The sequence below is a fragment of the Streptomyces sp. NPDC104814 genome (assembly GCF_055583185.1).
In genome coordinates this window covers 626,245-643,280 of record NZ_JBVJOL010000002.1, presented here as the reverse complement: position 1 = coordinate 643,280, position 17,036 = coordinate 626,245, and the positions used below count along the sequence as shown (strand labels likewise).

General features: G+C 72.4%; 17 protein-coding genes and 1 riboswitch. Of the genes, 9 read left to right on the top strand and 8 right to left on the bottom strand.

The window, feature by feature from the left end; translation table 11 throughout:
- Nucleotides 1-711: 711 nt before the first annotated feature.
- The 3 genes from ACZ64A_RS11475 to ACZ64A_RS11465 form a co-directional block, all read right to left on the bottom strand.
- Complete coding sequence (locus tag ACZ64A_RS11475; RefSeq protein WP_361632748.1) at nucleotides 712-1,077, bottom strand: Rv2175c family DNA-binding protein; 366 nt, start codon at nucleotides 1,075-1,077, stop codon at nucleotides 712-714.
- Between the two features lie 113 nt (nucleotides 1,078-1,190).
- Nucleotides 1,191-2,429, bottom strand: a complete 1,239-nt coding sequence (locus ACZ64A_RS11470; protein ID WP_469809771.1) for an NAD(P)/FAD-dependent oxidoreductase — start codon at nucleotides 2,427-2,429, stop codon at nucleotides 1,191-1,193.
- 32 nt (nucleotides 2,430-2,461) lie between these two features.
- On the bottom strand, nucleotides 2,462-2,833 hold the full coding sequence (locus tag ACZ64A_RS11465; RefSeq protein ID WP_469809770.1) for an avidin-fold protein: 372 nt from the start codon (nucleotides 2,831-2,833) through the stop codon (nucleotides 2,462-2,464).
- A 52-nt stretch (nucleotides 2,834-2,885) separates the two neighbouring features.
- Nucleotides 2,886-2,999, top strand: a riboswitch (TPP riboswitch).
- Between ACZ64A_RS11465 and thiO the strand changes: the two genes are divergently transcribed.
- The 6 genes from thiO to ACZ64A_RS11435 all read left to right on the top strand — a co-directional run bounded on the left by thiO (nucleotide 2,997) and on the right by ACZ64A_RS11435 (nucleotide 8,927).
- Entirely contained in the window at nucleotides 2,997-4,187 is a 1,191-nt protein-coding gene (gene thiO, locus ACZ64A_RS11460; RefSeq protein WP_469809769.1) for a glycine oxidase ThiO, read from the top strand. Its footprint overlaps the riboswitch before it by 3 nt.
- Nucleotides 4,184-4,384, top strand: coding sequence for a sulfur carrier protein ThiS (gene thiS / locus ACZ64A_RS11455; protein ID WP_469809768.1), 201 nt, complete (start codon nucleotides 4,184-4,186; stop codon nucleotides 4,382-4,384). Before thiO ends, thiS begins: the two co-directional genes overlap by 4 nt.
- A gap of 3 nt (nucleotides 4,385-4,387) precedes the next feature.
- Nucleotides 4,388-5,182: a thiazole synthase gene (locus ACZ64A_RS11450; RefSeq protein WP_469809767.1), complete on the top strand. Its 795-nt coding sequence runs from the start codon at nucleotides 4,388-4,390 to the stop codon at nucleotides 5,180-5,182.
- Nucleotides 5,183-5,362: 180 nt separating this feature from the next.
- Nucleotides 5,363-7,297 carry a Stk1 family PASTA domain-containing Ser/Thr kinase gene (pknB, locus tag ACZ64A_RS11445; RefSeq protein WP_469809766.1) on the top strand — a complete coding sequence of 645 codons (1,935 nt, stop codon included), beginning with the start codon at nucleotides 5,363-5,365 and terminating at the stop codon, nucleotides 7,295-7,297.
- Between the two features lie 108 nt (nucleotides 7,298-7,405).
- Nucleotides 7,406-8,278, top strand: a complete 873-nt coding sequence (locus ACZ64A_RS11440) for a deoxyribonuclease IV (protein WP_469809765.1) — start codon at nucleotides 7,406-7,408, stop codon at nucleotides 8,276-8,278.
- Between the two features lie 76 nt (nucleotides 8,279-8,354).
- The gene (locus ACZ64A_RS11435; protein ID WP_469809764.1) at nucleotides 8,355-8,927 is read left to right on the top strand and encodes a DUF4396 domain-containing protein; all 573 of its coding nucleotides are present in this window, start codon (nucleotides 8,355-8,357) and stop codon (nucleotides 8,925-8,927) included.
- Nucleotides 8,928-8,966: 39 nt separating this feature from the next.
- Here the strand turns inward: ACZ64A_RS11435 and ACZ64A_RS11430 are convergent, their stop codons facing one another.
- Nucleotides 8,967-9,599: a sulfite oxidase-like oxidoreductase gene (locus ACZ64A_RS11430; RefSeq protein ID WP_469809763.1), complete on the bottom strand. Its 633-nt coding sequence runs from the start codon at nucleotides 9,597-9,599 to the stop codon at nucleotides 8,967-8,969.
- Nucleotides 9,600-9,784: 185 nt separating this feature from the next.
- Between ACZ64A_RS11430 and bfr the strand changes: the two genes are divergently transcribed.
- Nucleotides 9,785-10,264 (top strand): bacterioferritin, encoded by a 480-nt coding sequence (gene bfr / locus ACZ64A_RS11425; protein ID WP_469809762.1) that lies wholly within the window; start codon nucleotides 9,785-9,787, stop codon nucleotides 10,262-10,264.
- A gap of 81 nt (nucleotides 10,265-10,345) precedes the next feature.
- Here the strand turns inward: bfr and ACZ64A_RS11420 are convergent, their stop codons facing one another.
- The 3 genes from ACZ64A_RS11420 to ACZ64A_RS11410 form a co-directional block, all read right to left on the bottom strand.
- Nucleotides 10,346-10,588 (bottom strand): (2Fe-2S)-binding protein, encoded by a 243-nt coding sequence (locus ACZ64A_RS11420; protein ID WP_469809760.1) that lies wholly within the window; start codon nucleotides 10,586-10,588, stop codon nucleotides 10,346-10,348.
- Between the two features lie 183 nt (nucleotides 10,589-10,771).
- Nucleotides 10,772-12,121, bottom strand: a complete 1,350-nt coding sequence (locus ACZ64A_RS11415) for a class II 3-deoxy-7-phosphoheptulonate synthase (RefSeq protein WP_469809759.1) — start codon at nucleotides 12,119-12,121, stop codon at nucleotides 10,772-10,774.
- Nucleotides 12,122-12,238: 117 nt separating this feature from the next.
- Nucleotides 12,239-13,714 (bottom strand): hypothetical protein, encoded by a 1,476-nt coding sequence (locus ACZ64A_RS11410; protein WP_469809758.1) that lies wholly within the window; start codon nucleotides 13,712-13,714, stop codon nucleotides 12,239-12,241.
- An 84-nt stretch (nucleotides 13,715-13,798) separates the two neighbouring features.
- Between ACZ64A_RS11410 and ACZ64A_RS11405 the strand changes: the two genes are divergently transcribed.
- Nucleotides 13,799-13,855, top strand: coding sequence for a trp operon leader peptide (locus ACZ64A_RS11405; protein WP_469810174.1), 57 nt, complete (start codon nucleotides 13,799-13,801; stop codon nucleotides 13,853-13,855).
- A gap of 96 nt (nucleotides 13,856-13,951) precedes the next feature.
- Complete coding sequence (locus ACZ64A_RS11400; protein WP_469809757.1) at nucleotides 13,952-15,832, top strand: anthranilate synthase family protein; 1,881 nt, start codon at nucleotides 13,952-13,954, stop codon at nucleotides 15,830-15,832.
- Between the two features lie 116 nt (nucleotides 15,833-15,948).
- Here the strand turns inward: ACZ64A_RS11400 and ACZ64A_RS11395 are convergent, their stop codons facing one another.
- Entirely contained in the window at nucleotides 15,949-16,977 is a 1,029-nt protein-coding gene (locus ACZ64A_RS11395) for a 6-phosphofructokinase (protein ID WP_469809756.1), read from the bottom strand.
- Nucleotides 16,978-17,036: the final 59 nt, after the last annotated feature.

Genomic DNA, 17,036 nt, shown 5'->3' with positions numbered 1-17,036 from the left:
GCCATGGCTGGCGCCAGGCCGGGGCTGGAACGGGGCCGCGACCGAGGCCGGGGCCGGGGTCAGGGCCGAGGCCGGCCCAGGGCCAAGGCCAAGGCCGAGCCAGGGCCGGGCGCGGCCCGGACGTCACCGGCGCGGGCTGCACTGGGCCGCGCCCCGGGGCGCGGGGTGGCATGCCCGACAGGCCGGTGCCGCCGCGCGGGCTTGCAGCGGCGCCGGAATCGGAGGTCGGGCCGGCAGGTCTCAGCGGGCCGGGCACGGCGGGGCGGGCAGCTCGCAGCCGTCAGGTCACGGCCGCCCGGCCAGACGGCCGGGTCAGGCCGCCGGAGCGCCACGCCGGCCGACAGGACGGCATCCGCACGCCGCATCGACCGGATCAGGCCGCCGACATGCGCTGCGGCAACGGACAGGCCGGCATCGGCCGCGTCACGGCGGCCGGGTCGGGCCGCCGACAAGCGCCGCGGCGACGGACCGGCCACCATCCGCCACACCTCAGCGCGGACGGGTCAGGCCGCCGACAAGCACCCCGGCGGCCGGCAGGCCGGCGTCGGGCACGTCGTGGCGCGCCCGTCCCGGGGCCCGCGTCGCGGTGGCCGGGCAGGGCGACGGCCGTCGGTGCCGCGGTGCGGGAGGGTGGGCCGGGGGCCGTGAGTGGCCGCGGTCGTGGCCTCCCGGGCCGCGGCCGGGGTGTCGGCAGTGTTCGGTGTAGGGGCGTCAGACGGCGAGCGCCTGGGCGCGGCGCTTCACCTCCGTGCCGCGGTTCTCGCTCAGCGCCTGCGCGGGCGTGCCGGGCAGACTCGGGTCAGGCGTGAAGAGCCACTCCAGCATCTCCTCGTCCGTGAAGCCGTCGTCCCGCAGGAGCGTCAGGGTGCCGGTCAGCCCCTTGACGACCTTGTCCCCGTCGATGAACGGGGCGGGGACGTGCAGCGCGCGGTTCTCACCGCGGCGTACGGCGATGAGCTGGCCCTCCTTGACCAGCTGCCGGACACGCGTCACCTCGACACCGAGCATCTCGGCGATGTCGGGAAGGGTGAGCCAGGCGGGGACGAGAGCATCGATCTTTGCGTCAATCTCGGTCACGGGACAAGCCTGCCATCTGCCACTGACAGTCGGAAGCCGGGGCCGTCCACCCGGGGCCGTCGACCTGGGACGACACACCCGGATGAGCCACGCGGACGACCCACCCGGACGGCTCAGGCCGTGGCCGTCTTCAACGGCCGGGCCGGGTCCGCCAGCAGCTCGGGGTCCATGGCCGTGCCCGCCTCGATCAGCCGCCGCCCCTGGGCCAGGTCGCGGGGGCGCCCCACGGCCAGCAGGGCGACCAGCCGGCTCTCGCGCAGCCAGCACACGGTCCAGGCCGGGCCGGACGCGTCACCGCGCCACACGGTGCGGTCGGCCGCCGTGTGGTGGCCGGCGTACTGGACGAAACGGCCGAACTGCTCCGACCAGAAGTACGGCACCGGGTCATACTCCGTGGGCGTGTCGCCGACGATGTTCGCGGCGACCGTGCGCGGGCCCTGGAGGGCGTTGTCCCAGTGGTGGACGAGCAGGCGTTCCCCGTAGCGGGCGGAGGGGAAGGAGGCGCAGTCGCCGACCGCGTACACGTCCGGCACCGAGGTGCGCAGCCGCGCGTCGGCCACCACCTCGCCGCGCGGTCCCAGCTCGATCCCGGAGCCGGCCAGCCAGCCGGTGGCCGGGCGTGCGCCGATGCCGACGACGACCGCGCCGGCGGGCAGCCGGGTGCCGTCGCCGAGGACGACCACGCCCGGCTCGACGCCCGCCACGCGCGCGTGCGTGCGCAGCTCGACACCCGCTTCGGCGTACCACTGGGTCATCGGCGCGGCGACCTCGGCGGGCAGCGCCCCCGCGAGCGGACGGTCGGCGGCCTCCACGACGGTGACCGCGCAGCCCGCCTCACGCGCGGCCGTGGCGAACTCGGCGCCGATCCAGCCGGCCCCGACGACGACGATGTCGTGCTGCTGGGCGAGCACCGGCCGCAGCCGCTCCGCGTCGTCCAGGGTGCGCAGCAGGTGCACCCCGGGCACGCCCTCGGCGCCGGGCAGGGTGATCGGTTCGGCGCCGGTGGCGAGCACGAGAACGTCGTACGGGACGGGGCCGGCCTCGGTGTCCAGTTCATGACCGGCGGGGCGAACGCCCAGCACCTCGCAGCCGAGGCGCAGCTCGATGCCCAGGGCCTCGAAGTCCACGTCGAAGGCGGAGCCCTCGGCCGTGCCGAGGAGGACGGCCTTGGACAGCGGCGGGCGGTCGTAGGGCTGGTGGGGTTCGGCGCCGATGAGGGTGACGGTGCCGGTGAAACCCTGTTCGCGCAGGGCCACCGCGGTCTGCACCCCGGCCATGCCCGCGCCCACGACGACCACGCTCCGCGTCTGCGCCGCCGATGACGTGCCCCGTTGCTGCGTCTGCTCGCTCACCTGATCACCATAGACAACTGACGTACCGTCAGTCAGTGGTCGTGCGCCGTGAGCTGCTCCACACGCGCGTGCAGCTCCTCCACCACGCTGGTGCCGCTGCCCTCCTGGGACTCCCACTCCCAGGTCTCCTCGAGCCGCACCCGCCCGTCCGGCAGTTCGACGACCGTGGACACGCAGTGCCCGCAGGAGGTCGTCCCGTCCTGCTTGAGCTGCACGTACCGGAAGTCCAGCCGGTCCCCTTCCCGGGTGCCCACGAGATGCCCGCGCACCACGTCCCCGCCGGCGTACTCGGCCCAGATCTCGCCGCCGCGCTCGTGGTAGGTGAAGCGCGTGCGCGTGCCCACCTGACCTGGTGCCTGGTCGGCGACCGGGGCGAGGACGAGACCGTCGAGGGACCGGGTCATGACGGAAGGCTCCCTTACAGACACACAGCGGCACGGGCTAGGGTGGCCACCGTAAAGCACTCGCGGGAGCCCGGACGCACCGGGCTGAGAGGGAGGCTGGGACGGCCTCCGACCGTACGAACCTGATCCGGGTCATGCCGGCGAAGGGAGGGGCTGGACGCCCATGTCGCCTACGCGTACGTCAGACGTCCTCGTCATCGGGGGCGGGATCATCGGGCTGGTCACGGCCTGGCGGGCCGCCCAGCGGGGGTTTTCCACCGCCGTCGTGGACCCGGAGCCCGGCGGCGGAGCCGCGCAGGTGGCGGCCGGGATGCTGGCCGCCGTCACCGAACTGCACTACGGCGAGCAGACCCTGCTCGCGCTCAATCTGACCTCGGCGCGCCGCTACCCGGACTTCGCGGCCGAACTCACCGAGGCGAGCGGCCACGGCCTCGGCTACCGCCGCAGCGGCACGCTCGCGGTCGCCCTGGACGCCGACGACCGCGCCCATCTGAAGGAACTGCACGCCCTGCAGCGGCAGTCGGGCCTGGAGTCGCAGTGGCTGTCGGGCCGGGAGTGCCGGCGCCTGGAGCCGATGCTCGCGCCGGGGGTGCGCGGCGGGCTGCGGGTCGACGGCGACCACCAGGTGGACCCGCGGCGGCTGGCGGCCGCGCTGGTCACCGCCTGCGAGCGGGCCGGGGTGGTGTTCCACCGGACCCGCGCCGAGCGGCTCACGGTCGCCCGGGAACGCGCGGGGGGCGTGCTCACCGGCGAGGGCGAGGAGCTGGCCGCGGGTCAGGTCGTGCTCGCCGCCGGAAGCCTCAGCGGACGCCTGCCGGGCGTTCCCGAGGACGTGCTGCCGCCGGTGCGGCCGGTGAAGGGGCAGGTCCTGCGGCTGACCATGCCGGACCACGGCACGCCGTTCCTGAGCCGGACCGTGCGCGCGGTGGTGCGCGGCGGCGCGCTGTATCTGGTGCCGCGCGAGAACGGCGAGCTGGTCGTCGGCGCGACCAGCGAGGAGATGGGCTGGGACACCACGGTGACCGCGGGCGGCGTCTACGAGCTGCTGCGCGACGCCCACGAGCTGGTGCCCGGCATCACCGAGCTGCCGTTGACGGAGACCCGGGCCGGACTGCGCCCCGGCTCCCCCGACAACGCGCCGCTGCTCGGCCCGACCACGCTGGACGGGCTGCTGCTGGCCACCGGTCACCACCGCAACGGCGTCCTGCTCACCCCGGTCACCGGCGATGTGCTGGCCCACGCCCTCGTCTCCGGTGAGCTGCCGGAAGAGGCCCGGCCCTTCACCCCGAAGCGCTTTTCCGCCGCCGCGGCCGCGCGGCAGCCCGTCCGCACCCTCACGGAGCAGCCCGCATGAACATCTCCGTCAACGGTGAGCCCCGCCGCATCGAGCCCGGCACGGCTCTCGACACGGTCGTGAAGTCCCTCACCGCGGCCCCTTCCGGCGTGGCCGCCGCCCTCAACGAAACCGTCGTCCCACGCACCCAGTGGTCCGCCACGGCCCTCGCCGAGGGTGACCGCGTCGAGGTCCTGACCGCCGTCCAGGGAGGCTGAACCATGGCTGACGACCCCTTCGTCCTCGGCGGTACGCCGTTCACGTCCCGTCTGATCATGGGTACGGGCGGTGCGCCCAGCCTGGAGGTGCTCGAACGGGCGCTGGTCGCCTCCGGCACGGAGCTGACGACCGTCGCGATGCGGCGGGTCAACCCCGATGTGCACGGCTCGGTGCTGTCGGTGCTGGACCGCCTCGGCATCCGGGTGCTGCCGAACACCGCCGGCTGCTTCACCGCCGGGGAGGCGGTGCTCACGGCTCGCCTCGCGCGGGAAGCGCTGGGCACGGACCTGGTGAAGCTGGAGGTCATCGCCGACGAGCGCACGCTGCTGCCGGACCCGATCGAGCTGCTGGACGCGGCGGAGACGCTGGTCGACGACGGGTTCACGGTGCTGCCGTACACCAACGACGACCCGGTCCTGGCGCGAAAACTGGAGGACGTCGGCTGTGCGGCGATCATGCCGCTGGGCTCGCCCATCGGTTCCGGGCTCGGCATCCGCAACCCGCACAACTTCCAGCTGATCGTCGAGCACGCACGCGTGCCGGTGATCCTGGACGCGGGCGCGGGCACGGCGTCGGACGTGGCGCTGGCGATGGAGCTGGGGTGCGCGGGTGTGATGCTCGCCTCGGCGGTGACGCGGGCGCAGGAGCCGGTGCTGATGGCGGAGGCCATGCGCCACGCGGTGGAGGCGGGGCGGCTGGCGTACCGGGCGGGGCGGATTCCCAAGCGGCACTTCGCCGAGGCGTCCTCACCCACCGAGGGCGTCGCCCGGCTGGACCCGGAGCGGCCGGCGTTCTGACGCCCGCGCCCCGGGCGCCGGTGCCCGCGTGCTGGGTGCCGGTTGCGCGCGGCGTGCGTGACGCAGTGCGGGCGATGTCCGTGATGCCGGTGCGCGCGACACGTCACAGGTCGGCTGCAGTCACCCTCCTGGCCGGGAGAAACGGCTGGGGTGCCGGTCACGGCTCGTACACTCGCCTGCGTGGATACGACCCTCTCGGACCCCCTCGTCGGGCAGGTGCTCGACGGCCGGTACCGCGTCGACGCGCGGATCGCGGCCGGCGGGATGGCCACGGTCTACCGGGCCCTGGACACCCGTCTGGACCGCGTGCTCGCGCTGAAGGTGATGCACCCGGCGCTCGCGGCCGACGCCTCGTTCGTCGAGCGGTTCATCCGGGAGGCGAAGTCCGTCGCCAGGCTGGCCCACCCCAACGTGGTCCAGGTCTTCGACCAGGGCGCCGACGGCAGGTACGTGTATCTGGCGATGGAGTACATCGCCGGCTGCACCCTGCGCGACGTACTGCGCGAGCGCGGGGCGCTGCAGCCGCGGGCCGCGCTGGACATCCTGGAGCCGGTGCTGGCCGCGCTGGGCTCCGCGCACCGGGCCGGGTTCGTGCACCGGGACATGAAACCGGAGAACGTCCTGATAGGGGACGACGGCCGGGTCAAGGTCGCCGACTTCGGGCTGGTGCGCTCGGTGGACACGGTCACCAGCACGACCGGCGAGGTGCTCGGGACCGTCTCCTATCTGGCGCCGGAGCAGATCGAGCACGGCACGGCCGACCCGCGCGTGGACGTCTACGCGTGCGGTGTCGTGCTCTACGAGATGCTGACCGGCGGCAAGCCGCACGACGGCGACTCCCCGGCCGCCGTGCTCTACAAGCATCTGCACGAGAACGTCCCGCCGCCTTCCACGCTGGTGCCGGGCATGGCGCACCCCTTGGACGAGCTGGTCGCGGCGGCGACCTCCCGCGCGCCCGGGGCCCGTCCGCAGGACGCGGTGGCGCTGCTGGCGCACGCGCGCGAGGCGCGGGCGGCCCTGAGCGAGGAGCAGCTGGACGCGGTGCCGCCGCAGGCGCTGTCCGCGGAGCACGACAACGCCGACGACCGCACGAGCGTGATCCCCCGCGCCCTGACCGTGCCGCGTCCGCTGCCGGTGAACGAGGAGGGCGAGGGCGAGGCGGCCGCGCTGAACCGCACCAGCTGCCTGCGGACCCCGCCGCCGGCTCCCTCGCGTCCGGGGCCCTCGCGGTCCCGGCGACGGCTGATCACCCTGATCGCGGCGGTGCTGCTGGTGTTCGGCGTCGGCGCGGGCGTCTGGTACATCAACTCGGGGCAGTTCACCAAGGTGCCGCCGCTGCTGGCGCAGTCCGAGGCGCAGGCGAAGCAGCGGCTGGAGCGGGCCGGCCTGGAGTCCGGCAAGGTCACCTACTCCTACAGCGACACCGTCGCGCGGGGCAGGGTCATCAGCACCGACCCGGAGCCGGGCGCCCGCATCCGTGACCACGACGCGGTGCGGCTGACCGTGTCCAAGGGTCCAAAGACCGTGAAGGTGCCCGATCTGCAGGGCTACAAGCTGGACAAGGCCCGGTCCGTGCTGAAGGACAGCGGACTGGAGCCGGGCATGATCAACCGGGAGTTCAGCGACGAGGTGACGCGTGGCTCGGTGATCGGCACCGATCCCGAGGCGGGCACGAAGCGCCGCGCGGGCTCGGCGGTCGCGCTGACGGTCAGCAAGGGCAGCCCGGTCGACATCCCGGACGTCACCGGCTCCGACCTCGCGGACGCCCGGTCCCAGCTGGAGGAGGCCGGCCTGCAGGTGACGGTCGCCCCGGAGCGGGTGAACTCCGAGCTCGACGCCGGACAGGTCGCCGCGCAGTCCCCGGACTCCGGCGGTCAGGCCTCCGAGGGCGACACGGTGACGCTGACCCTGTCCAAGGGGCCGCAGATGATCGAGGTCCCGGACGTCGTGGGGGACAGCGTCGACGACGCCAAGCAGGCACTGAAGGACGCCGGTTTCCAGGTCAAGGAGGACCGCGGGCTGCTCGGGCTGTTCGGCGACACCGTGAAGAAGCAGTCCGTGAAGGCCGGCGAGAAGGCACCGAAGGGCTCGACTGTCACGATCACCATCCGGTGATCCTGAGCCCGGCCGGCCGCACCTCGGCGCCCCGGCCCCGCCCGGCGGTGACCGAGGCCACCCCGGCCGCGTGAAGGGGCACCCCGGCGCCCATGGCAGGCTGAACGGGTGACCTCTCCCTCCCCCTTGCGCAACCCCGTCGGCTCGCACGTCCCGGTGGCCGGCGGTCTGCACTCCGTCGGCCTGTCGTACGCCCGTGACCTGGGCGCCGAGACCGTGCAGGTCTTCGTCGCCAACCCGCGCGGCTGGGCCACGCCCGCCGGGAACCCACGGCAGGACGAGGCGTTCCGCGCGGCGTGCGAGGCGGAGTCGATCCCGGCGTATGTGCACGCGCCGTATCTGATCAACTTCGGCTCCCACACGGAGGCGACGGTCGAGAGGTCGGTCGAGTCGCTGCGGCACTCGTTGCGGCGGGGACGTGAGATCGGGGCGCTGGGCGTGGTCGTCCACACCGGCAGCGCGACCGGCGGCCGGGACCGGGAGGTGGCGCTGAAGCAGGTGCGTGAGCACATGCTGCCGCTGCTGGAGGAGCTCACCCACGACGACGATCCGTTCCTGCTGCTGGAGTCCACGGCCGGGCAGGGCTCCTCGCTGTGCTCGCGGACCTGGGACTTCGGGCCGTACTTCGACGCGCTGGACCGCCACCCCAAGCTGGGCGTGTGCCTGGACACCTGCCACATCTTCGCCGCCGGGCACGACCTGACCGGGCCGAAGGGCGCGCACCAGACGCTGGACCTGCTGGTGGACACGGTCGGCGAGGGGCGGCTGAAGCTGATCCACGCCAACGACTCGAAGGACGTGGTGGGCGCGCACAAGGACCGGCACGCGAACATCGGCGCCGGTCACATCGGCGAGGACGCGTTCGCCGCGCTGCTGACGCATCCCGCGACCGACGGCGTCCCGCTGGTCATCGAGACCCCGGGCGGCAAGGAAGGACACGCGGCGGACGTGGAGCGACTGAAGAAACTCCGCCCGGCATAAAGCGTTGAGGAATACCCCCGGGGGGTATACGGTTCCTGTCAGTCGCAGGAACCGTTACCTGGCTATGGGGGCAGTCATGCAGCACGAAGCGCACGCCGAGCACACGCACCGGCACGCGGACCACGGTCACGTGGACCACGGTGACCACGCGAGCCACAGCGACCACGGCAGCCACGGCAGCCACGGCCATGGCGGTCACCACCACGCGCCGGCCGCGAGCTGGGCCACGGCCGCGCAGGCCACCCTGCACTGCCTCACCGGCTGCGCCATCGGCGAGGTGCTGGGCATGGTGATCGGCACCTGGCTGGGCTGGGGCAACGCGGCGACGATGGTGCTGGCGATCGCGCTGGCCTTCCTCTTCGGCTACTCGCTCACGCTGCGCGGCGTGCTGAAGGCCGGCGTCGACTTCCGTACAGCCTTCCGGGTGGCGCTGGCCGCGGACACCCTGTCGATCGCGGTGATGGAGCTGATCGACAACGGTGTGATCGCACTGTGGCCGGCCGCGATGGACGCCCACCTGGACGACCTGCTCTTCTGGGGCGCGCTGGCGATCTCCCTGGCACTCGCGTTCGTCGTGACGACCCCGGTGAACAAGTGGATGATCGGCCGCGGCAAGGGCCACGCGGTGGTGCACCAGTACCACCACTGACCGACACCGGTACCACCTGGCCGGCAGCGGCAGCAGGACTCAGAGCTCGGGGCCGTCCCCGGGCTCTTCCTGGTAGGAGTAGCGCTGCTCCTTCCAGGGGTCGCCGATGTTGTGGTAGCCACGCTCCTCCCAGAAGCCGCGGCGGTCGGCGGTCATGTACTCCACGCCCCGCACCCACTTCGGGCCCTTCCAGGCGTACAGGTGGGGCACGACCAGCCGGAGCGGGAAGCCGTGCTCGGCGGTCAGCAGCTCGCCGTCCTTGTGCGTGGCGAAGAGCGTGCGCTCGGCGGCGAAGTCGGCGAGGCGCAGATTGGAGCTGAAGCCGTACTCCGCCCAGACCATCACATGGGTGACCTCGGGCGCCGGCGGCGCGATGTCCAGCACCACCCGGGCAGGGATGCCGCCCCACTCCGCGCCGAGCATGCTGAACTTCGTCACACAGTGCAGATCGGCGACGACGGTGGTGTACGGCAGGGCCGTGAACTCCTCGTGGGTCCAGCAGTGCTTCGCGCCGTCGGCGGTGGCGCCGAACACCCGGAACTCCCAGCGTTCGGGCCGGAACTTGGGCACCGGACCGTAGTGCGTGACCGGCCAGCCCCGCTGCATTCGCTGTCCCGGCGGAAGCTCGGACGCTGCTGCTTCTCCAGATTCTCGCTCCACCGGATGACCCATGTATCCATCCTGACAGACCGGGAGCGGTGCACAGGACCAGGCACCCCCTGAACCGGACAACTCGCCGCCAAATCCGCCAAGCATGCCCTTACTTACTAAGTGCGCACTTACTGGACGATCCACGAGGCCGGTGCAATCATGCCGCCGCAACCTCACGATCCCCCAGGTGGAAGGAGCCCGCCGCGATGCAGGGCGACCCCGAGGTCATCGAGTTCCTCAACGAGCAGCTGACCGGTGAGCTGACCGCGATCAACCAGTACTTCCTGCACGCGAAGATGCAGGAGAACTTCGGCTGGACGAAGCTCGCCAAGTACACGCGGCACGAGTCGTTCGACGAGATGAAGCACGCCGAGGTGCTCACCGACCGGATCCTGTTCCTGGACGGGCTGCCGAACTACCAGCGGCTGTTCCACGTACGGGTCGGACAGACGGTCACGGAGATGTTCCAGGCCGACCGGCAGATCGAGGTGGAGGCGATCGACCGGCTCCGGCGCGGCATCCAGGTGATGCGCGAAAAGGGTGACATCACGTCCGCGAACATTTTCGAGGACATCCTCGCCGACGAGGAGCACCACATCGACTACCTCGACACCCAGCTGGAGCTGGTCGAGAAGCTCGGCGAGGCGCTGTACATCGCGCAGCTCATCGAGCAGCCGGAGAGCTGAGCGGCCAGGGCGGGACCAGGGAGAGAGCGACCGGGCGGCACCCAGGCCGGAGCGGCCGCGTGGCGGGCCGGGGCTGAGAGGCTAAGCGGCCTCGTCCAGGCGCTCCAGCTCGGCGAGCACCGGCTTGCCCTGGTCCGCGAGCTCGCGGCGCGGGCAGGAGCCCCGGCCCAGCAGCGCCTGGATGCGGCGGACACAGGAGCCGCAGTCCGTGCCGGCCTTGCAGGCGGAGGCGATCTGGCGGGGCGTGCAGGCGCCGTTCTCCGCGTGCTGCTTGACCTGGGCCTCGGTCACACCGAAGCAGCTGCAGACGAACACGCGGGTCACCTCCCGGTCGGTCGGGGTCGTGCCACTCCGACCCTTGATCGGTGAGGCTAACCTAACCTTACCTGCCGGGCTGGGGCCGTAAAAGAGCCGTGGGGCGCGGATCGTATGTGATCCGCGCCCCACTTCTTGGCCGAGAACAACCTGTACCGGGCGGCCCCGTCACTGGCCGCCGTCACAGGCCGCTCACTGGTCCCGATACATCTCCGCGACCAGGAACGCCAGGTCCAGCGACTGGCTGCGGTTCAGCCGCGGGTCGCAGGCCGTCTCGTAGCGCTGGTGCAGGTCGTCGACGAAGATCTCGTCGCCGCCGCCCACGCACTCCGTGACGTCGTCGCCGGTCAGCTCCACGTGGATGCCGCCCGGGTGGGTGCCGAGCCCCTTGTGCACCTCGAAGAAGCCCTTGACCTCGTCGAGCACGTCGTCGAAGCGGCGGGTCTTGTGCCCGGAGGCCGCCTCGAAGGTGTTGCCGTGCATCGGGTCGGTCACCCAGGCCACGGTGGCGCCCGAGGCGGTGACCTTCTCGACCAGCTCGGGGAGCTTGTCGCGGATCTTGTCGGCGCCCATGCGGACGATGAACGTCAGCCGGCCCGGCTCCCGCTCGGGGTCGAGGCGGTCGATGTACTGCAGCGCCTCCTCGGCCGTCGTGGACGGACCGAGCTTGATCCCGATCGGGTTGCGGATCTTGGAGGCGAACTCGATGTGCGCGCCGTCCATCTGCCGGGTGCGCTCACCGATCCACACCATGTGGCCGGAGACGTCGTACAGCTTCCCGGTGCGCGAGTCGACGCGGGTCAGCGCCGTCTCGTAGTCGAGGAGCAGCGCCTCGTGCGAGGCGTAGAACTCGACCGTCTTGAACTCCTCCGGGTCCGTCCCGCAGGCGTGCATGAAGTTCAGCGCGTTGTCGATCTCGCGCGCCAGCTGCTCGTAGCGCTGACCGGACGGCGAGGAGCGCACGAAGTCCTGGTTCCAGGCGTGGACCTGGCGCAGGTCGGCGTAGCCGCCGGTGGTGAAGGCACGCACCAGGTTCAGCGTCGAGGCCGACGCGTGGTACATGCGCTTCAGACGCTCCGGGTCCGGCACCCGCGCGGCCTCGGTGAACTCGAAACCGTTGACGGAGTCGCCCCGGTAGGTCGGGAGCGTCACCCCGTCCCGGGTCTCGGTCGGCTTCGAGCGCGGCTTGGAGTACTGGCCGGCGATCCGGCCCACCTTCACCACCGGGACGGACGCGGCGTACGTCAGTACGGCACCCATCTGGAGCAGCGTCTTCAGCTTGTTGCGGATGTGGTCGGCGGACACCGCGTCGAAAGCCTCGGCGCAGTCGCCGCCCTGGAGGAGGAACGCCTCTCCCTTGGCGACGGCTGCCAACCGGGCGCGCAGCTGGTCGCACTCGCCCGCGAAGACGAGCGGCGGATACGACTCGAGGTCCGCGATCACTGCGCGCAGAGCCTCGGGGTCGGGGTACTCGGGCTGCTGCGCCGCGGGCAGGTTTCGCCAGGTGTTGCCAGCGCTGGGGCTGGTTGCGTTCACGGTCACGCCCTCAACATTACGGGGTCACCGCAGGCGTCCACGCCTTGGCTCACAGGATGAGACGAATGGGTCCGCCGCGCGATCTGCGCCCGGCGGACCCGTCCGGGCCGTCGTTCCGGGGCCTCAGTGCCGGTCCTGCACCGCCGGATCGGTGAAGCCGACGGCGAAGACGGCCCGCAGGGAGAGGTTGTCCACGCCCTGGTAGCCGGTGCAGACGTTGCCCGTCTCCGTGACGACCGGGAACTCGTCGGGATGCTGGGCGTGCAGGGCGCTGCCCGCGCAGATGCCCTCGGTCAGCCCCCACAGCTCGTCCACCTGCTCTGCGCCGAGCTTCGGCCAGTGGCTCAGCGCCTGCGGCGGGCCCGCCGCCCAGTTGCCGCCGGCCGCGCAGCTGGTCGCGGCCCGGGTGTCACCCACCCAGGTGTGCGAGTAGACGCCGGGCTTGGTGCCGCAGCCCTTGTGGAAGGCGAAGTTCAGCACGCCCTGGCTGTCGGTCCAGGTCATGCCGCCCTGCAGCCCCCGGTAGCGGGAGGCCGCGTAGGCGTCCTGGATCACGGTCTTCCCGCCGGAGAGGGCGAGCAGGCCCGGGCTCGAGGCCGAGCCGGCCGGGTTCAGCTGGTAGCGCACCACGCGGCCGCCGTCGACGTTCCCCTCCCACTCGCCGGTGACCAGCTTGTAGGGGCCGCCGCCGGTCTTGTCCAGGGACAGCCACGAGAAGCACAGCTGCTCGGGGTCGATGACGTCGCCCGCGCAGGAGGGCGGCGTGCCCGCCTGCTTGTAGTAGTGGACCTCCGGCAGCACGTACGGGTAGCCGCAGGCGCTGGAGCGGCCGCTGCCGTCGATGCCGTACGTGCTCACGCCGGAGCCGTAGGAGTCGACCTTCGCGAGCTTGTTCATGTCGAAGACGCGGATGCCGTGCGCGGTGTCCGTGACGTAGAGGTAGTTGGCGTACCAGGCGATGCCGCCGCCGTGGCCGGTCACGAAGGAGAAGTCGGTCCCGCCGGCGTTGGGCTCGGCGAGCAGGACGTGGCGGTACTTGCCGGTGTCCCGGTCGAGGAGGGTCAGCTTCAGCAGGTTGTTGGTCCGGCAGCCGGTGTCCGGCTCGTCCTTGAGCACCCGGTAGTGCCAGGCGACCGCCACCACGTGCTTGCCCTGGATGGCTCCGTCGGCGCCGTCCGCGGAGCCGGTGGTGCTCAGGCCCTGGGGCCACCAGTGCGGGTTGGTGTCGTCGGTGTGCGCGCTGGACCAGCACCAGGCGGTCCTGGTCCCCACCGGGGGCAGTGCCTTGGTCTCGGTGCCGGTGCAGTCGCGCATCGAGCGCAGGTTCAGCCAGCGGTCGCTCGCGCCGGAGGAGTTCTTCGAGAGGTCGGTGGTGACCACGTCCGCGAGGCCGGCGTGGTGCGTGAGGCGGTTGTCGTAGAGGTTGTCCGTGGCCGGGACCAGGTTCGTGTCGGTCAGTCTGAACTGGTCGGCGCCGAGCGACAGCTTCGTCATCGTCGGCGTGTCCGCGGCCGTGGCGGGCTGGGCCGTGAGGCCGCTCAGCAGCGCCGCGGTGGCCGCGACCCAGGCGAGCAGCCTGGATCCCCGTATGAGTCCCATGCACACCTTCCGTGTCTTCTTCCGGGACATGTCAAAAGCAGACGGGGATCGTAACCCGCCCGGGCATCGGGTAGGGTGCCGGGCATGTTCGCGCACTGCATCCAGAACTGGTGGTGGACCGCTACTCCGGCGGCCCACTGACTGCGCGTACGCAAGACTTCGCGAAGGCCGCCCGAGGGGCGGCCTTCGGTGTGTCCGGGGTCGTTCCTCTCCATCGACAGATCGAGAAGGACCCCCATGAACCTCACGGACCTGCTGTCCGACCCCCGCCCCTTCGCCCTGCTGCGCCGCCGCACCCCGGGCCACCCCGAGGACGTGGTCGAGCTGCTGATCGGCCCGGTCACCCACCACGACCGCCTCGCCGGTCTGCCCGACGAGTGCCTGGCCCTGGTGCCGTTCCGGCAGATCCGCGAGCGCGGCTTCGACGTCCGCGACGACGGCACACCGCTCGCGGTCCTGGTACCCGAGGAGCGGCACACGCTGCCCCTCGACACGGTGCTCGCCGGTCTGCCCGCGCACCCGGTGCGGGTCGAGGGCGGCGGCTTCGACATCGGCGACGAGGAGTACGGCGCGATCGTCGCCCGGGTGCTGCGGGAGGAGATCGGCCGGGGCGAGGGCGCCAACTTCGTCATCCGGCGCACCTTCGAGGGCGGCATCCCGGGCTTCGGGAGGGCCGACGCGCTGGCCCTGTTCCGGCGGCTGCTGGAGGGCGAGCGGGGGGCGTACTGGACGTTCCTCGTGCACACCGGGGAGCGCACGCTGGTCGGCGCGAGCCCCGAGGTGCATGTGCGGATGTCCGGCGGGACGGTCGTGATGAACCCGATCAGCGGGACGTACCGCTATCCCGCCGAGGGGCCGACGCCGGAGCATCTGCTGGACTTCCTCGCCGACGGCAAGGAGATCGAGGAGCTGTCGATGGTCGTCGACGAGGAGCTGAAGATGATGTGCACCGTCGGCGACATGGGCGGCGTCGTCGTCGGCCCGCGGCTGAAGGAGATGGCCCATCTCGCGCACACCGAGTACGAGCTGCGCGGCAGGTCGACGCTGGACGCACGGGAGGTGCTGCGCGAGACGATGTTCGCGGCGACCGTGACCGGCTCGCCGGTGCAGAACGCCTGCCGGGTCATCCAGCGGCACGAGGCGGGCGGCCGCGGCTACTACTCCGGCGCCCTCGCCCTGCTCGGCCGGGACTCCGGCGGAGCACAGACCCTCGACTCCCCCATCCTCATCCGCACCGCCGACATCGCCGCCGACGGGACGCTGCGCGTCGCGGTCGGCGCGACGCTGGTGCGCGGCTCGGACCCGGCGGGCGAGGTCGCCGAGACCCACGCGAAGGCGGCGGGTGTCCTCGCCGCCCTGGGCGTACGGCCGTCGCGGCCGCGCGAGGAGCGGGCGCGGACCCGGCTCGCGGACGATCCGCGGGTGCGGGCGGCGCTGGACGGGCGCCGGGCCTTTCTCGCTCCGTTCTGGCTGCGGATGCAGGAGCCGTCGGCGGAGCTGACCGGGCACGCCCTGGTGGTCGACGCCGAGGACACCTTCACGGCGATGCTCGCCCATGTGCTGCAGGCCGCCGGGCTCACCGTCACCGTCCGGCGCTACGACGAGCCGGACCTGCGCCGGGCGGTCCTCGCGCACGAGGGCCCGGTGGTGCTGGGCCCCGGCCCGGGCGACCCCGGCGACCTGGACGATCCCAAGATGCGCGTCCTGCGGGAGCTGACCGCGGCCGTCCTCGCCGGGCACCGGCACGGCGTTCTCGGCGTCTGCCTCGGGCACGAGCTGATCGCGGCCGAGCTGGGCCTGGACCTGGTGCGCAAGGAGGTGCCGTACCAGGGGGCGCAGACGGTGATCGACCTGTTCGGCCGCGAGGAGACCGTCGGCTTCTACAACAGCTTCGTGGCCCGCTGCGACGACGGACGCGCCGCGGAGCTGGCCGCGCACGGCATCGAGGTCAGCCGTGACGCGTCGCACGAGGTGCACGCCCTGCGGGGTCCCGGCTTCGCCGGGGTGCAGTTCCACCCGGAGTCGGTGCTGTCCCTGAACGGCGCCGCGGTGGTGCGGGAGCTGCTGGGCCGGCTGCGCGTCACCGGCACGTCCCCCGAGCGGCGGCCCGCGCTGTAGTCCTCGTGCCGGCCGGCGAAGGCGCCCCCGATCGGGTGCGGTTCACCGGCCCGCATGCCGAAGGCGGGGGTGCGGACCTGCAAGAAGCCGGCCGTACACCGAACGCGGGGCGGCCGTCAGCCGAAGAACACCCCCACCTCTTCGTAGAGCTGGGGTTCCACCCGCTTCACCCGGGCCGTCGCCTCCGAGATCGGCACCCGCACGACGTCCGTGCCGTGCAGCGCGACCATCGTGCCGAAGTCGCCCTCGTGCACGGCGTCGATGGCGTGCAGGCCGAAGCGGGTGGCCAGCCATCGGTCGAAGGGGCTGGGCGAGCCGCCGCGCTGGATGTGGCCGAGGACCGTCGTGCGGGCCTCCTTGCCGGAGCGGTGCTCGATCTCCCGGGCGAGCCACTCGCCCACGCCCGACAGCCGCACCTGCCCGAGCCCTCCGTCCGGAGTGTGCTGCAGCACCATCGAGCCGTCCCTCGGGCGCGCCCCGTCGCCGACGACCACGATCGGCGCGTAGGACGCCCGGAAGCGGGAGGTGACCCACGCGCACACCTGGTCGACGTCGAAGGGCTGCTCCGGGATGAGGATGACGTTGGCGCCGCCGGCCAGACCCGAGCGCAGCGCGATCCAGCCCGAGTCGCCGCCCATCACCTCCACCACGAGCACCCGTTTGTGGGACTCGGCGGTGGTGTGCAGCCGGTCGATCGCCGCGGTCGCGACGGAGACGGCGGTGTCGTAACCCACCGTGTAGTCGGTGCCGGACAGGTCGTTGTCTATGGTCTTCGGTACGCCGACCAGGGGCAGTCCGTACTCGTCCGCGAGGCGGGCCGCGGTGCCGAGGGTGTCCCGGCCGCCGATCGTGATCAGCGCCTCCACCTCGTGCTTGGCGAGGTTCTCCCGGATGCGGCGGACCCCGTCCGGGTCGTCCAGCGGGTGGGTGCGCGAGGAGCCGAGGATGGTGCCGCCGCGCGGCAGGGTCCCCCGCACCTGCGCGATGCCGAGCGGGACGGTCTCCCCCTCCAGCGGCCCGCGCCAGCCGTCCACGAAGCCGACGAACTCGTCGCCGTACTCCTGGACGCCCTTGCGGACGACGGCGCGCACCACGGCGTTGAGGCCCGGGCAGTCACGGCCTCCGGTCAGTACTCCGACGCGCATGGGATGTCCCTCCGCGGACGTCACGCTGCTGCTCCCCACGAGCTGCTGCAGTCCACGCT

Excerpts from the sequence above, each read along its gene's own strand:
- ACZ64A_RS11465 (WP_469809770.1), bottom strand. The coding sequence starts at position 2,833 with ATGACCCGGTCCCTCGACGGTCTCGTCCTCGCCCCGGTCGCCGACCAG.
- thiO (WP_469809769.1), top strand. The coding sequence starts at position 2,997 with ATGTCGCCTACGCGTACGTCAGACGTCCTCGTCATCGGGGGCGGGATC.
- thiS (WP_469809768.1), top strand. The coding sequence starts at position 4,184 with ATGAACATCTCCGTCAACGGTGAGCCCCGCCGCATCGAGCCCGGCACG.
- ACZ64A_RS11450 (WP_469809767.1), top strand. The coding sequence starts at position 4,388 with ATGGCTGACGACCCCTTCGTCCTCGGCGGTACGCCGTTCACGTCCCGT.
- ACZ64A_RS11435 (WP_469809764.1), top strand. The coding sequence starts at position 8,355 with ATGCAGCACGAAGCGCACGCCGAGCACACGCACCGGCACGCGGACCAC.
- ACZ64A_RS11430 (WP_469809763.1), bottom strand. The coding sequence starts at position 9,599 with ATGGGTCATCCGGTGGAGCGAGAATCTGGAGAAGCAGCAGCGTCCGAG.
- bfr (WP_469809762.1), top strand. The coding sequence starts at position 9,785 with ATGCAGGGCGACCCCGAGGTCATCGAGTTCCTCAACGAGCAGCTGACC.
- ACZ64A_RS11410 (WP_469809758.1), bottom strand. The coding sequence starts at position 13,714 with ATGGGACTCATACGGGGATCCAGGCTGCTCGCCTGGGTCGCGGCCACC.
- ACZ64A_RS11400 (WP_469809757.1), top strand. The coding sequence starts at position 13,952 with ATGAACCTCACGGACCTGCTGTCCGACCCCCGCCCCTTCGCCCTGCTG.
- ACZ64A_RS11395 (WP_469809756.1), bottom strand. The coding sequence starts at position 16,977 with ATGCGCGTCGGAGTACTGACCGGAGGCCGTGACTGCCCGGGCCTCAAC.